This is a genomic window from Pseudomonas sp. B21-009 (genome assembly GCF_024749345.1).
In the GTDB taxonomy this organism is placed as follows: domain Bacteria; phylum Pseudomonadota; class Gammaproteobacteria; order Pseudomonadales; family Pseudomonadaceae; genus Aquipseudomonas.
In genome coordinates, this window is sequence record NZ_CP087199.1 from 4,901,100 (window position 1) to 4,915,425 (window position 14,326).

The following is a 14,326-nucleotide window of genomic DNA, read 5'->3' on the forward strand; positions in this document are numbered from 1 at the left end:
TCACGCTCAGGCCTTGAGTAAAGCGGCGATCAGTCGCCGTAGATATCAGACTTGAAGTACTTGGCCTGGATCTTCTGGTATTCGCCGTTGGCGCGAATGGCGTCGATGGCCTGGTTCAGCTCGGTCACCAGTTGTGTGTTGCCCTTGCGCACCGCGATACCCGCGCCTTCACCCACATAGCTCGGGTCTTTCAGCTCTGGGCCGACGAAAGCGTAGCCTTTGCCCTTCTCGGTATTCAGAAAACCCTGCTCCAGCGGAATGGTGTCGGCGAAAACGCCGTCCAGACGCCCGGAAACCAGGTCCATGAAGATCTCTTCGTTACTGGTGTAGCGCACCACCTCGATACCCTTGGGGGCCAGCACCTCGGTGACGTAACGGTCAGTGGTAGTTGCCCGCTGCACACCGATGCGCTTGCCCTTGAGACTGACGAACTGGTCGTCGACCTGGCTGCCTTCCTTCATCGCCAGGCGCGCGGAGGTGAAGTAGTACTTGTGGGTGAAGTCCACCGAGCGCTTGCGCTCTTCGGTGATGGTGATCGACGACAGCGCCGCATCGATCTTCTTGACCTTCAGCGACGGGATCAGGCCGTCATACTCCTGCTCGGTCCACTGGCATTTGACCTGCATCTGCGCGCACAGGGCATTGCCGATGTCGTAGTCGAAGCCGCTGATATTGCCGTCAGGGGTCTTGAATGCGAACGGCGGGTACGCGGCTTCGATGCCAATGCGCAATGTCTTCTCGGCGGCAAACAGACTGCTGCTGGCCATCAGGCTCAGGGCCAGGCCGCTGATCAGGGTGAACTTGTTCATGACGGGGCTCTCTCGCTCGTTGTTGGAGGTGTGGTGCCAGACAGAGGGAAAGGGGCAGGCGCGGGTCGGCCTGGAATTATTTTGTACTTATAATTCCATACTGGACTTTTTGGTATGAAAATTCAACAAGCAAAAGCATCGCGGGGCAAGCCCACTCCTACCTTGATCCCTGTAGGAGCGGGCTTGCCCCGCGATCAGATTTACCAGCGCCCGGCAGCCTCTTCATCACTCTGCTTGCCCTCGACCCAGCGCGGGCCGTCGCCGGTCTGTTCCTTCTTCCAGAACGGCGCGCGGGTTTTCAGGTAGTCCATGATGAAATTGCAGGCATCGAATGCGGCCTGACGATGGGCACTGGCAACACCGACAAAAACGATCGGCTCACCGGGCTCCAGGCCGCCGATGCGGTGCAGCACCTCGACCTTGAGCAACGGCCAGCGCTGCTGGGCTTCAACCACGATCTTGGCGAGGGCCTTTTCGGTCATACCCGGATAATGCTCGAGGAACATCCCCGCCACGTCCTGGCCATCATTGAAGTCGCGCACGTAACCGACAAAACCGACCACCGCGCCGACACCGACGTTGGCCGCGTGCATCGCATTGACTTCAGCCCCCGGATCAAAGGGCTCGCTCTGGACTCGAACGCTCATGCTCAGCCTCCGGTCACGGGCGGAAAGAACGCCACTTCGTCACCGTCTTCAAGCGGCTCGTCCAGCTTGCACAGCTCTTCATTGCGCGCACACATCAGGTTCTGCTCGCTCAGCACCTCATGCTTGCCGCCCTTTGCAACCAGCGCCTTGCGTACGTCATCCAGGGTAGCGAACGAACCCTCGAGCTTTTCGGCATCAACCCCCAGAAACTCCCGGTAACGGGCGAAATACATCACCTTGATTTTCATTTCACTTCATCCGCCTGGTAATGGCCGCTCTTGCCGCCGAGCTTTTCCAGCACGCGCACGCCGTCGATGATCATGCCGCGGTCGACCGCCTTGCACATGTCATAGATGGTCAGAGCCGCGACGCTGGCAGCGGTCAGCGCTTCCATTTCTACCCCGGTCTGCCCGGCCAGCTTGCAGCGGGCGACGATATAGACAGTGTCATTGCCTTCGGCGCTGAGTTCGACCTTGACGCTGGTCAGCAGCAACGGGTGGCACAAGGGGATCAGGTCGCTGGTCTTCTTCGCCGCCTGGATACCGGCAATACGCGCCACGGCAAACACGTCACCCTTGGGGTGTTCGCCTTCGACGATCATCTGCAGGGTTTGCGGGAGCATGCGCACCCGCGCTTCGGCCACCGCCTCACGCGACGTCACGGCTTTATCGGTGACGTCGACCATGTTGGCGCGACCTTGGGAATCGAGATGGGTCAGCACAGCGTTACTCCTGCTTCAGGACAGTCGATTGTAAACCCTCGAGTCAGGCCTTAGCGACAAGCGCGGGCAATGCCAGCGTCTTTTAATGTGCGTTATTCATCTATTACACGCTGGCGCTCGGGCAGGTAGAAACTGACAACGCTGCACACTTGAAGACACTATTACCTGACGCCAGGAGGCACCGCGATGGTCATCAACGCGAAAGACTACGAAAAAATGCAACCCATCTTTGCTCCCTACATTGGCAAAACATTCAGCAAGGAGTTAGCCGACGAGATCCGCAAAAATGCGGGTGGAGGTGAAGTCACCGAGATTCGGCCGGGAGTGATTGGTTATACCGGGCAGAGCCCTTACCTTCTGATTCTCGACAAGGACGACAGCATACTGAGCGTAATTTTCACCGGCTGGGGTGCTTTTGGCCGCGGTTGGAAATGAAATTACCAGCAATAAAAAAAGCCCGCATCGGCTGATGCGGGCTTTTTGCAACCTCCGTACCGGGTTACAGGTGCGATTCGGCGTATTCGGCCAGAATCGAGCGCGGCACGCCCTGCAGGGTGATGTGCACGCCGTTGGGGAAGTCTTTGAAGCGCTCGGTCAGGTAGGTCAGGCCGGAGCTGGTGGCGGACAGGTAAGGGGTGTCGATCTGCGCCAGGTTGCCCAGGCAGATCACTTTGGAACCGGCGCCGGCACGGGTGATGATGGTTTTCATCTGGTGCGGGGTGAGGTTCTGGCATTCATCGATCAGGATCAGGCTCTGCTGGAAGCTGCGACCGCGAATGTAGTTCAGCGATTTGAACTGCAGCGGTACCCGCTCAAGGATGTACTCGACGCTGCCATGGGTGTTTTCGTCATCCATGTGCAGGGCTTCGAGGTTGTCGGTGATTGCCCCGAGCCAGGGCTCCATTTTTTCTGCTTCAGTGCCCGGCAGGAAGCCGATCTCCTGGTCCAGCCCCTGCACGCTGCGGGTGGCGATGATGCGCCGGTAGCGCTTGCTGACCATGGTCTGCTCGATGGCGGCGGCCAGGGCCAGGATGGTCTTGCCGGAACCGGCCGCGCCGGTCAGGTTGACCAGGTGAATGTCCGGGTCGAGCAAGGCGAACAGCGCCAGGCTCTGGTGGATGTCACGCGGCTTGAGGCCCCAGGCTTCCTGGTGCAGCAGCGGCTCCTGGTGCAGGTCGAGCAGCACCAGCTCGCCATCCTTGATGCCCTTGATCCAGCCGACGAAGCCCTGCTCGTCAATGATGAACTCGTTGATGTGCACGGCCGGCAGGTTGTCGATCATCTGCACCCGGTGCCAGGTGCGGCCATGGTCCTGGCGGGTCTCGACCTTGCTGACGCGGTCCCAGAACGAGCCGGTGACGCTGTGGTAACCCTTGGACAGCAGGGAGACGTCGTCCACCAGCTGGTCGGTGCTGTAGTCCTCGGCCGCGATCCCGCAGGCGCGGGCCTTGAGGCGCATGTTGATGTCTTTGGTCACCAGCACCACGTCCAGTTCCTTGCGCCGGCTACGCAGCTCGAGCAACTGGTTGATGATGATGTTGTCGTTAAGGTTCTCCGGCAGCAGGCGGTTGGGCTCGTTGCGCGGGCTCATGAGAATCGACAGGAAGCCCTTGGGGCCGCTCTTGCCGCGCTGGATCGGCACGCCCTGCTCGACATCGGCCGGCGAGGCATCGCCCAGGGTCTGGTCGATCAGGCGGATGGCCTGGCGACATTCGGCGGCAATCGTATGTTTGCCCGTCTTGAGTTTGTCGAGCTCCTCCAGCACCGTCATCGGGATGGCGACGTGGTGCTCCTCGAAGTTGAGCAAAGCGTTGGGATCGTGAATCAGTACATTGGTATCGAGCACATAAAGGATTGGCTGGTTGGAGGAAGTGCTGCGTCCTTGATCATCCATACTCGGTCACCTTTGTGGGAGCCAGACGACGCAATACCTGAGCGGTGCTGCGCCGCGAAGTGGCCGCCGGTTCTCCCCTGGTCCGCGTCGTTACGGGTAGGGAGCTGCGAACAAAGAATGGGCCGTAGGACGCCACCTGTGCTGCAGGGTTCGGCGGTCTGTCTTCGTAATACCGCAAAACCCATGACCGGAAAAAGCGTTTTTACGTTTTTTTGAAGTTTATTTTTCGATCGACCAATTAGCCCTTGGCGCAGGGGCAAAGCACCGCTACAGTCATAAATCCAGTCATGTGAAATGCCTGCGATCTTTCTTTCCCGCCTCTCAGCGAAACTTTACATTTTCAACGCTTTTCGCCGAATTTACGGCAATCTTCCCAGCCAATTCCACTCTGCGCCGTTTGCTTGAGCAACCAGGCCACTGCCTCCTGCGCCTTGGGCTGGGCGTCGTGAAACTGGATCAGCCCCTTTCGCCACAGCAACATCAAGGTCAGCACCCGCTGGGCCGACTGTTCGCTGTTCAACGCGCCCTGATCCTGGGCGTCGATATCCCACAACACCACCTGCAAATGCTGGCCGGCGAAGAATGCCTGGCTGTCGGCACGGCGCTGGCCATAAGGCGGCCGGAACAACGGCACATACTGCTGCGGCAAGTCGCCCTGCACCCGCGCCTGGCTGCGCAGCACCGAGTCCTGCCAGCCCTGCCACTGCCCGTGGGAGCGGTACTGCCAGCCTTGCAAGCCCACGCACTGGCCCTGGTAGAGCGCCCGCAGGTCGCCAAGCGAGGTCTTGTCGCGCCGGTTCTGCAGGCTGTTGCCCAGCACAAAAAAGGTCGCCGACAGCCGTTGCCGGCGCAGGAACTCGGCCAGGCCGTCGGTACTGCCGCCCGCCAACGATGGGCCGCCGTCGAAGGTCAGCATGAATAGCCGGTCGTTGAGCTCGTCGCCATTGCGCTCAAGGTCGGAGAAGCGCTCGATTTCGCTGGCGGTCTGCGGGAACAGCGCGGCCTTGCGCAGCAGCTCGTCCAGGTAGCGCTCGTGAAAGGCCCGGCTGGGCTCGGCCCAGCTCGCGTAGAACGAGTCGGCGGCGACTTCGAAGGTTGCCGTCTGCTTGCGAAAATCGCCCAGGTCGTCGATGGCATAACAGAACGAGGCGTCCTGCTCGCAGCTCTTCTGCGCCAGGTCGTAGTTGCGCCATAAGCGCTGCCACAGGCGCTGGCGCAGCGTGTTGATCGACAGCAGATTGACCTGGCGCAGGTTCAGCCGCGCCGCCAGGGCGTTCTGATCAAGCATTTCGCTTTCAGCCAGCACCCGGGCAAACCCGAGGATTTCGGCGCGCGAGGCGACATCGAACAGCGCCGGGCTGTCGAGCTGCTCTGGCCAGTGGCTGCGGTCGAAAGTGGCGACCGGGGCTGGCGCGGCCTGGGCCGTGACGCTGAACAGGCCAGCCAGTAAAACAAGGGCAATGCGCACGATCGGGCTCTCCGTTTTCCTCGCCGCGCACTATAGCGCCAAGTGTCGGGATGGTCTGTTGCTATTGCCTTGATAGCTGGAGATCGCCGCCCCCGCCCCGTAGAATCGGCGCCACGAATAAAGGAGCCGACCTGATGCTGACGGTGATTTCCCCCGCCAAGACCCTCGACTACGACACCCCGCCGGTAACCCAGCGCTACACCCAGCCGCAGTACCTGGATGATTCCCAGGAACTGATCGTGCAGTTGCGCGAGCTGTCGCCGGCGCAGATCAGCGAGCTGATGCACCTCTCCGACAAGCTCGCCGGGCTCAACGCCGCGCGCTTCGGCAGCTGGACCCCGGCCTTCACCCCGGACAACGCCAAGCAGGCGCTGCTGGCGTTCAAGGGCGACGTGTATACCGGGCTCGACGCGCAAAGCCTCAGCGAAGACGACTTCAGCTACGCCCAGGAGCACCTGCGCATGCTCTCCGGGCTGTACGGCCTGCTGCGCCCGCTGGACCTGATGCAGCCTTACCGCCTGGAGATGGGCACCAAGCTTGCCAACGCCCGCGGCAAGGACCTGTATGCCTTCTGGGGCACGCGCATCAGCGAGTGGCTGAACCAGGCCCTGGCCGAGCAAGGCGACGACCTGCTGCTGAACCTGGCCAGCAACGAGTACTTCAGCGCGGTCAAGCGCAATGCCCTCAAAGCGCGGGTGATCAACACCGAGTTCCGCGACTTCAAGAACGGCCAGTACAAGATCATCAGCTTCTACGCCAAAAAGGCCCGCGGCATGATGAGCCGCTTCGTGATCCAGGAACGCATCAACGATCCCGAGCAGCTCAAGCAGTTCGATGTGCAGGGCTACTACTACAGTGCCGAGCTGTCGAAGGCCGACAACCTGGTGTTCCTGCGCGATCACGCGGACGAGTAAAAGCTATCGCGGGGCAAGTCGGGCCGCCGCATCGCCGCTCCTACCCGTCGGTGTGGGAGCGGCGATGCGGCCCGACTTGTCCCGCGATAAATACGCCACAATCCTGGCGCCAAAAAACCACCCTTCTAGCTTTATCGCAAAACGCCATAAGACCGTTCGTAATTTTTTGACGAATTTTGAAAAAAATTTTCCGGTACTGGCATAAAAACATCCCACCTCGAGTTGGTCCTTTATATACAGGGACGAAACTGACAAGTGCTATCAAAGTGAAAGTATGGCCATCAGATAAAATATTAAAAAATCTTTCACGGCCCCTGAACCGCCCCCGGAACTTATCCCTTCAGCCATCGCTCATACCACCCGTAACGATTCTCGAGCGTTATGTGAGAGATGACCTACAGCATTGATTGGAGCGCACAGTCATTGTGCATCCAGACAACTTTGACTTGAGTGTCGGTCACCCGACCCACAGTTGAACCCAGGAGAAACGCGCCCCTACAAATCGTCCTTGTGGTTGATTTCAAAGGATTTTATTCACTTGAAAGAACAAGCACTGCAGTTTCGGGTAACCGATCTGCAATAAAGACGGCTGCATAACAGGGCACGCCCATAATTATTGGCCTTTGGCTGCCAACTTTAAGTGCAACGACTTTTGCACTTGATATTTATATGCCTGCACACGGTGAAGTGACATCTTTCTGCCACGCCTCCGTGTGCCCGATAACTGCTGGTTAATCAACCCGGTCTGGCTCTATTTATTGAGCCGGCGTGATAAACACATGAGGTGAATGCGATGCGTATCAGCATCTTTGGTTTGGGTTATGTGGGTGCAGTCTGTGCTGGCTGCCTGTCGGCACGTGGCCATGAAGTGATTGGCGTCGATGTATCCACCACCAAGATCGACCTGATCAACCAAGGCAAATCGCCGATTGTCGAACCGGGGCTCGAAGCCCTGTTGCAACAGGGTATCGACAATGGCCGCCTGCGTGGCACCACCGATTTTGCCGCGGCAATTCGCGACAGCGACCTGTCGATGATCTGTGTCGGCACGCCAAGCAAGAAGAACGGCGACCTGGGCCTGGAATACATCGAGTCGGTGTGCCGCGAAATCGGCTTCGTACTGCGGGAAAAATCCACCCGCCACACCATCGTGGTACGCAGCACCGTGCTGCCGGGCACGGTGAAGAACGTGGTGATCCCGATCCTCGAAGACTGCTCGGGGAAAAAAGCCGGTGTCGACTTCGGCGTAGCGGTCAACCCGGAATTCCTGCGCGAAAGCACCGCGATCAAGGACTACGACCAGCCACCCATGACCGTCATCGGCGAACTGGACAAGACCAGTGGCGACCTTCTGCAATCGCTGTACGAAGAACTCGACGCGCCGATCATCCGCAAGGACATCGAAGTGGCCGAGATGATCAAGTACACCTGCAACGTCTGGCACGCCACCAAAGTTACCTTCGCCAACGAGATCGGCAACATTGCCAAGGCGGTCGGCGTCGATGGTCGTGACGTGATGGATGTGGTCTGCCAGGACAAGGCCCTGAACCTTTCGCAGTACTACATGCGCCCGGGCTTTGCCTTCGGCGGTTCGTGCCTGCCCAAGGACGTGCGCGCGCTGACCTATCGCGCCGGCAGCCTGGACGTCAAGGCGCCACTGCTCAACTCGCTGATGACCAGCAACGAGTCGCAGGTACAGAACGCCTTCGACATCATCGAAAGCCACGACAAGCGCAAGGTCGCCCTGCTCGGCCTGAGCTTCAAGGCCGGTACCGACGACCTGCGCGAAAGCCCGCTGGTGGAGCTTGCCGAACGCCTGATCGGCAAGGGCTACGAGCTGAACATCTACGACAGCAACGTCGAGTATGCGCGGGTCAACGGCGCCAACAAGGAATACATCGAGTCGAAAATCCCTCACGTGTCGTCGCTGCTCAATGCTGACTTCGAGCAGGTGATCAACCACGCCGACGTCATCGTCCTGGGCAACCGCGACGAGAAGTTTCGCGCCCTGGCCCAGCAGGCGCCCGCCGGCAAGCAGGTCATCGACCTGGTCGGTTTCATGAGCAAGGCCTCCTGCCCGAGCAGCCGTACCGAAGGTATCTGCTGGTAACCCGCAGGTTGCGCGGGGCCGCCCGGCCCCGCGCGCCATCAACGCCCCTTCCATTCGATACGGATGCAGAACATGCACAGGCTCAAGCACGGCCTGCTACAGGTCGCCGGTTGGCTGTTCTACGTGAGCCTGCTCATGTTGATCGCCCTGGCCTTGCCCAACTCCATTTTCGACCCCGACTCGAAGGACTTCATTTTCCTGGTCGGCGCCGTCGGCATCTGGCGCTATTCCATGGGTGCCACGCACTTTGTCCGCGGCATGCTGTTTCTCTACCTGGTCTACCCCTACCTGCGGCGCAAGGTGCGCAAGCTCGGTAGCGCCGCCGACCCATCTCATGTGTACCTGATGGTCACCAGTTTTCGCATCGATGCCCTGACCACCGCCCAGGTCTACAGCTCGGTGATCCGCGAAGCGATCGACTGCGGCTACCCGACCACTGTGGTCTGTTCGCTGGTGGAAATGTCCGACGAACTGCTGGTGAAAAGCCTGTGGGAGAAATACAACCCGCCGCAGCGCGTGACCCTCGATTTCGTGCGCATTGCCGGTACCGGCAAGCGCGACGGCCTGGCCTACGGCTTTCGGGCCATCTCCCGCCACCTGCCGGATGAAAACGCCGTGGTCGCGGTGATCGATGGCGACACCGTGCTCGGCGAAGGCGTGGTGCGCAAGACCGTGCCCTGGTTCAAGCTGTTCGGCAATGTCGGTGGCCTGACCACCAATGAATTCTGTGAAGTGCGTGGCGGCTACATCATGAGCGAGTGGCACAAGCTGCGCTTCGCCCAGCGCCACATCAACATGTGCTCGATGGCCCTGTCCAAGCGCGTGCTGACCATGACCGGACGCATGTCGGTGTTCCGCGCCGCCGTGGTGACCAACCCCGAGTTCATCGCCGACGTCGAGAACGACTCGCTGCAGCACTGGCGCCTGGGCCGCTTCAAGTTCCTCACCGGCGACGACAAGTCGAGCTGGTTCAGCCTCATGCGCCTGGGCTACGACACCTTCTACGTGCCGGACGCGGCGATCAACACGGTCGAGCACCCGCCGGAAAAGAGCTTCATCAAGGCCAGCCGCAAACTGATGTACCGCTGGTACGGCAACAACCTGCGGCAGAACTCCCGCGCCCTGGGCCTGGGCATCCGCCGCCTGGGCCTGTTCACCAGCGTGGTGCTGTTCGACCAGCGCGTGTCGATGTGGACCAGCCTGCTGGGCCTGACCGTCGCGGTGATCGCCAGCCTCAAGTTCGGCCCGGCGTTCCTGCTGGTGTACCTGCTGTGGATCGGCATCACCCGGCTGATCCTGACCCTGATGCTGTTGTGCTCGGGCCACAACATCGGCCCGGCCTACCCGCTGATTCTTTATTACAACCAGATCGTCGGCGCGATCATGAAGATCTACGTGTTCTTCCGCCTCGACAAGCAGTCCTGGACCCGCCAGCCCACTGCCCTCAAGCGCGACCTCGCCAGCTTTCAACAATGGTTCAACACCTGGTCCTCCCGGACCATGACCTTCTCGGCGGCCAGCATCTTCATTGCTGTGCTGTTCATGGTCGTGTGAGCCGGAACCCGATTGGATTAAACAGGAACAAATCGCCATGAATACCGCCGTGAACGTCAATGTCGTGCATGAGTCCGAAGCCCAGCGCCAGCACGCCCGGGTACGCATCCCGGCCAAGCTGCGCTACCTGGGGGAGAACCGCGAAACCCTCGAAGTGAAGGTCGACGACCTTTCCGCCGGCGGCCTGAGCTTCCATGCCAAGCACCCGTTGAAAGTCGGCGAAGTGCTGCGCGGGCGCTTGCAGTTCACCGTCGACAAGCTCGGCCTGGCCATGGACATCGAGTTCCAGGTGCGCTCCTTCGACCCCTCCAGCGGCCGCGCCGGCGTGCAGTTCCAGAACCTCGAACCCCGCGACATCGCCACCCTGCGCCACATCATCACCTCGCACCTGTCGGGCGAACTGATCACCATCGGCGACGTACTCAGTACCCTGCAGCGCGACAACTTCACCAAGGCGCGCAAACAGAAAGACGCCAGCGGCGGCATGAGCGCCTTCGGCCGCCTGCGGGCGGTGACCTTCAGCCTCGGCGTGTTCGTGGTTGGCGTTGCCGCCTTCGGCTTTATCGCCAAGTCGGTATACGGCCTGTACTTCGTCAGCCATGCCCAGGCCGGGGTGGTCAGCGTGCCGACCAGCAACGTCACCATGCCCCGCGACGGTACCGTGCAGGGCCTGGTGGAGAGCGGCGGCCAGGTAGTCAAGGGCGCGCCATTGGCCTCGTTCAGCACCAGCATGCTGGACATGCTCAAGGGCCACCTGGATGACCAGCAACTGGAGCCGGCCAAGGTCGAGGAGCTGTTCGGCAAACAGATGAGCGGCACCCTGACCAGCCCCTGCGATTGCGTGGTCGCCCGCCAGCTGGTGGATGACGGCCAGTATGCAAGCAAGGGCCAGGTGATCTTCCAGCTGGTCCCGCGCACCACCATTCCCACGGTCGAAGCGCGCTTCAGCTACCGCCAGTTCGACGACGTCAAACCAGGCTCGCGCGTGCACTTCACCGTCGCTGGCGAAGAGCAGACCCGTACCGGGCAGATCGTCAGCAGTAGCAGCCTGAACAGCGAAGACCTGTCCTCGGACATCCGCGTGCAGATCAAGCCGGACGAATCGCTGCCCAGCGAACTGGCCGGCCGCCCGGTGGCGGTAGACAGCAATCGAGGCCCGTCGCTGGACTGGCTGATCGATAAAGCCGTGGCCCGTGGGCTCTAAGAGGATCTGCCCATGAATATGCTCAACACCCCAACTGTGGGAGCGGGCTTGCCCCGCGATGAAGCCCCTCAATTCCCCAAAGCGTTGTGCTCGATCGCGGGGCAAGCCCGCTCCCACAGTGGCACCCTTCTCGGCCTGGCCCTGGCCATCAGCCTGGCCGGTTGTGCCGGCCTGCCCGACCAGCGCCTGGCCAATGAAGCGCTCAAGCGCGGCGACACCGCCCTGGCCGAACAGAACTACCGCCAGCTCGCCGACCTCGGTTACAGCGAAGCCCAGGTGGGCCTCGCCGATATCCAGGTGGAAACCCGCGACCCGGCCAAGCTCAAGGAGGCCGAAGCCACCTACCGCGCCGCCGCTGATATCTCGCCGCGCGCCCAGGCCCGCCTCGGCCGTTTGCTGGCGGCCAAGCCGGACGCCAGCGAAGCCGAGCGCCAGGAAGCCGAAACCCTATTGAAAAAAGCCTTCGCCAATGGCGAGGGCAACACCCTGATCCCGCTGGCGATGCTCTACCTGCAATACCCGCAGAGCTTCCCCGGAACCAACGCCCAGCAGCAGATCGACACGTGGCGCAGCGCCGGCTACCCCGAAGCCGGCCTGGCCCAGATCCTGCTGTACCGCACCCAGGACAGCTACGACCAGCACCTGGACGAGGTCGAGCGCATCTGCAAAGCGGCGCTGAGCAGCACTGACATCTGCTACGTGGAACTGGCCACCGTCTACCAGAAGCGCGCCCAGCCCGAGCAGCAAGCGGCGCTGCTCGAGCAAGTCAAAAGCGCCTACCAGCGCGGTGCAATCCCGGCCACCCGGGTCGACAGCGTGGCCCGCGTCCTGGCCGACCGCAGCCTCGGCCAGACTGACGAGAAAACCGCCCAGGCCCTGCTTGAGCAGGTGGCGCCGGTCAACCCCGGTTCCTGGGTCAGCCTGGCGCAGTTGCTCTACGACTTCCCGGAGCTTGGCGACACCGACAAGCTGATGGAATACATCGACAAGGGCCGCGCCGCCGAACAACCGCGCGCCGAACTGCTGCTAGGCCGCCTGTACTACGAAGGCAAGACCGTGCCGGCCGATGCGCAGCAGGCCGAAACTCATTTGCTCAGCGCCGCCAACGCCGGCGAAGTCAGCGCCCATTACTACCTGGGCCAGCTGTATCGCCGCGGTTACCTGGGCAGCGTTGACCCGCAAAAGGCCGTCGATCATCTGCTCAGCGCTGCCCGCGGCGGCCAGCTCAGCGCCGACTACGCCCTGGCCCAGTTGTTCAGCGAAGGCCACGGCATTCGCCAGGACCTGGTCAACGCCTGGGTGTTCAGCCAACTGGCGCAAGCCAACCCCAGCGATCAGTCGCGCGAGCTGGCCGCCCAGCTCGACCAGCAACTCACTCCCGCGCAAAAAGCCCAGGCCGAGCGCCTGCTGCAGCAAGAGCGCCAGGCCCGTGGCGCCATGGGCCCGGGTGCCGATGCCCTGGCCCTGCAGGCCCAAGCGCAACCCGAACAAGGCGAGGACTCCCTATGACACTCAATCCGTGGATGAAAGCAGGCGTAGGCCTGGGCTTCGCCCTGCTCTGGTCGTGCCCGACCCTGGCGGCAATGACCGCTGAAAAGAACTTCGGCCTGGACGTGAAGATCACCGGCCAGTCCGAAGACGACCGCGACCTGGGTACCCGCTCCGGCGGCGACGTCAACGGCCTGGGCCTGGACCTGCGCCCCTGGGTGTACGGCGAGCGCGGCAACTGGAGCGCCTTTGCCATGGGCCAGGCGGTGGCCGCCAGCGACATCATCGAGACCGACACCCTGCGCCAGTCCGGCGATGAGGCCGAGTCCGACAGCGGCCGCGCCCATGGCCGCGAAGCCGATAAAAGCTACCTGGCCATGCGCGAGTTCTGGGTCGGCTACAGCGGCCTGACCGCCTACCCCGGCGAGCAACTGCGCTTTGGCCGCCAACGCCTGCGCAACGACGACGGCATGTGGCGCGACACCAACATCGAAGCGCTGAACTGGACCTTCGACACCACCCTGCTGCGCGCCAACCTGGGCGTGGCCGAGCGCTTCAGCGAGTACCGTACCGACCTCACCGAGCTGGCGCCGGAAGACAAGGACCGCCTGCACATTTACGGCGACGTTGCCACGCAGTGGACGCCCGGGCACTGGGTCGGCCTGCGCGCCCACCACACCCACGACGACGGCAAGCTGAAAAATCCCGGCGAAAACGTCGACGCCCTGGACAAGACCCGCACCGGCGACCTCACCTGGCTGGGACTGGAAGCCAACAGCGACGCCTATAACTGGCGCAACCAGAACCGCGTCAACTACTGGGGCAGCCTGACCTGGCTGAGCGGCGATCGCGACAGCCTCAACACCACCACGGTCAACGGCGAGCAAGTGGCCAGCGGCAAGCAGAGCGGCGACGTCAATGCCTGGGCCACCGACCTCGGTATCCGTCTGCGCCTCGATCCCAACTGGCAGGTCGGCGCCGCTTATGCCCGCGGCAGCGGCGGCGGTGGTAGCGACGGTTCAGGCAACTACGAGCAAACTGGCCTTGAGAGCAACCGCTCCAACTTCACCGGCACCCGCTCGCGCGTACACCGCTTCGGCGAGGCCTTCCGTGGCGAGCTGGGCAATGTCCAGGCGGCGACCCTGTTCACCTCCTGGCAACTGCGCGACGACTACGACGCCAGCCTGATCTACCACAAGTTCTGGCGCGTCGATGGCGACCAGAACATCGGCAGCAGCGGCATCAACGCCGTGGTCGAGGACAACGGCATCAACCGGCCGCTGATCCAGGGCGAGAAAGACCTCGGCCAGGAGATGGACCTGGTGGTCACCAAGTACTTCAAGCAGGGCCTGTTGCCCGCCGCGCTGAGCCAGTCGATCGACGAGCCATCGGCACTGGTGCGCTTTCGTGGCGGCGTGTTCAAGCCCGGTGATGCCTATGGCAAGGAAGCGGACTCCTACATGCACCGCGCTTTCGTCGACGTGATCTGGCGCTTCTGACGCCTGGGGTGCAATCAA

The 14,326-nt window shown here is 61.8% G+C and carries 13 protein-coding genes; 7 read left to right on the forward strand and 6 right to left on the reverse strand.

Annotation, left to right across the window (positions count from 1 at the left end; all coding sequences use genetic code 11):
• Positions 1–29: 29 nt before the first annotated feature.
• From LOY34_RS22590 to moaC, 4 genes are all read right to left on the reverse strand, one after another.
• Complete coding sequence (locus LOY34_RS22590; RefSeq protein WP_045197257.1) at positions 30–809, reverse strand: ABC transporter substrate-binding protein; 780 nt, start codon at positions 807–809, stop codon at positions 30–32.
• Positions 810–1,009: 200 nt separating this feature from the next.
• Positions 1,010–1,456 carry a molybdopterin synthase catalytic subunit MoaE gene (moaE, locus tag LOY34_RS22595; protein WP_195884975.1) on the reverse strand — a complete coding sequence of 149 codons (447 nt, stop codon included), beginning with the start codon at positions 1,454–1,456 and terminating at the stop codon, positions 1,010–1,012.
• Positions 1,457–1,458: 2 nt separating this feature from the next.
• Complete coding sequence (moaD, locus tag LOY34_RS22600) at positions 1,459–1,704, reverse strand: molybdopterin converting factor subunit 1 (RefSeq protein WP_195884976.1); 246 nt, start codon at positions 1,702–1,704, stop codon at positions 1,459–1,461.
• Positions 1,701–2,177 carry a cyclic pyranopterin monophosphate synthase MoaC gene (gene moaC / locus LOY34_RS22605; protein ID WP_010220726.1) on the reverse strand — a complete coding sequence of 159 codons (477 nt, stop codon included), beginning with the start codon at positions 2,175–2,177 and terminating at the stop codon, positions 1,701–1,703. The genes moaD and moaC overlap by 4 nt, the downstream gene beginning before the upstream one ends.
• A 186-nt stretch (positions 2,178–2,363) precedes the next feature.
• Between moaC and LOY34_RS22610 the strand changes: the two genes are divergently transcribed.
• Complete coding sequence (locus LOY34_RS22610; protein WP_195884977.1) at positions 2,364–2,612, forward strand: hypothetical protein; 249 nt, start codon at positions 2,364–2,366, stop codon at positions 2,610–2,612.
• A 64-nt stretch (positions 2,613–2,676) separates the two neighbouring features.
• Here LOY34_RS22610 and LOY34_RS22615 read toward each other — a convergent pair whose 3' ends face one another.
• Both LOY34_RS22615 and LOY34_RS22620 read right to left on the reverse strand, forming a co-directional pair.
• Positions 2,677–4,071 (reverse strand): PhoH family protein, encoded by a 1,395-nt coding sequence (locus LOY34_RS22615; RefSeq protein WP_045197246.1) that lies wholly within the window; start codon positions 4,069–4,071, stop codon positions 2,677–2,679.
• 340 nt (positions 4,072–4,411) lie between these two features.
• Positions 4,412–5,539: a polysaccharide deacetylase family protein gene (locus LOY34_RS22620; protein WP_195884978.1), complete on the reverse strand. Its 1,128-nt coding sequence runs from the start codon at positions 5,537–5,539 to the stop codon at positions 4,412–4,414.
• Between the two features lie 134 nt (positions 5,540–5,673).
• Here LOY34_RS22620 and yaaA point away from each other — a divergent pair, with 134 nt between their 5' ends.
• The 6 genes from yaaA (at position 5,674) to LOY34_RS22650 (ending at position 14,308) form a co-directional block, all read left to right on the forward strand.
• Complete coding sequence (gene yaaA, locus LOY34_RS22625) at positions 5,674–6,453, forward strand: peroxide stress protein YaaA (protein WP_045197242.1); 780 nt, start codon at positions 5,674–5,676, stop codon at positions 6,451–6,453.
• Between the two features lie 793 nt (positions 6,454–7,246).
• Positions 7,247–8,563, forward strand: coding sequence for a nucleotide sugar dehydrogenase (locus LOY34_RS22630; protein WP_195884979.1), 1,317 nt, complete (start codon positions 7,247–7,249; stop codon positions 8,561–8,563).
• 63 nt (positions 8,564–8,626) lie between these two features.
• The gene (alg8, locus tag LOY34_RS22635) at positions 8,627–10,117 is read left to right on the forward strand and encodes a glycosyltransferase family 2 protein (protein WP_195884980.1); all 1,491 of its coding nucleotides are present in this window, start codon (positions 8,627–8,629) and stop codon (positions 10,115–10,117) included.
• A 37-nt stretch (positions 10,118–10,154) separates the two neighbouring features.
• Entirely contained in the window at positions 10,155–11,321 is a 1,167-nt protein-coding gene (locus tag LOY34_RS22640) for an alginate biosynthesis protein Alg44 (protein WP_093379721.1), read from the forward strand.
• Between the two features lie 12 nt (positions 11,322–11,333).
• The gene (gene algK / locus LOY34_RS22645) at positions 11,334–12,830 is read left to right on the forward strand and encodes an alginate biosynthesis TPR repeat lipoprotein AlgK (protein WP_230090895.1); all 1,497 of its coding nucleotides are present in this window, start codon (positions 11,334–11,336) and stop codon (positions 12,828–12,830) included.
• Positions 12,827–14,308, forward strand: a complete 1,482-nt coding sequence (locus LOY34_RS22650; RefSeq protein WP_195884981.1) for an alginate export family protein — start codon at positions 12,827–12,829, stop codon at positions 14,306–14,308. The genes algK and LOY34_RS22650 overlap by 4 nt, the downstream gene beginning before the upstream one ends.
• Positions 14,309–14,326: the final 18 nt, after the last annotated feature.

What these genes read in the sequence shown, in the direction of transcription:
- LOY34_RS22590 (WP_045197257.1), bottom strand. Translation starts at nt 809, where the DNA reads ATGAACAAGTTCACCCTGATCAGCGGCCTGGCCCTGAGCCTGATGGCC.
- moaE (WP_195884975.1), bottom strand. Translation starts at nt 1,456, where the DNA reads ATGAGCGTTCGAGTCCAGAGCGAGCCCTTTGATCCGGGGGCTGAAGTC.
- moaD (WP_195884976.1), bottom strand. Translation starts at nt 1,704, where the DNA reads ATGAAAATCAAGGTGATGTATTTCGCCCGTTACCGGGAGTTTCTGGGG.
- LOY34_RS22610 (WP_195884977.1), top strand. Translation starts at nt 2,364, where the DNA reads ATGGTCATCAACGCGAAAGACTACGAAAAAATGCAACCCATCTTTGCT.
- LOY34_RS22615 (WP_045197246.1), bottom strand. Translation starts at nt 4,071, where the DNA reads ATGGATGATCAAGGACGCAGCACTTCCTCCAACCAGCCAATCCTTTAT.
- yaaA (WP_045197242.1), top strand. Translation starts at nt 5,674, where the DNA reads ATGCTGACGGTGATTTCCCCCGCCAAGACCCTCGACTACGACACCCCG.
- LOY34_RS22630 (WP_195884979.1), top strand. Translation starts at nt 7,247, where the DNA reads ATGCGTATCAGCATCTTTGGTTTGGGTTATGTGGGTGCAGTCTGTGCT.
- alg8 (WP_195884980.1), top strand. Translation starts at nt 8,627, where the DNA reads ATGCAGAACATGCACAGGCTCAAGCACGGCCTGCTACAGGTCGCCGGT.
- LOY34_RS22640 (WP_093379721.1), top strand. Translation starts at nt 10,155, where the DNA reads ATGAATACCGCCGTGAACGTCAATGTCGTGCATGAGTCCGAAGCCCAG.
- algK (WP_230090895.1), top strand. Translation starts at nt 11,334, where the DNA reads ATGAATATGCTCAACACCCCAACTGTGGGAGCGGGCTTGCCCCGCGAT.
- LOY34_RS22650 (WP_195884981.1), top strand. Translation starts at nt 12,827, where the DNA reads ATGACACTCAATCCGTGGATGAAAGCAGGCGTAGGCCTGGGCTTCGCC.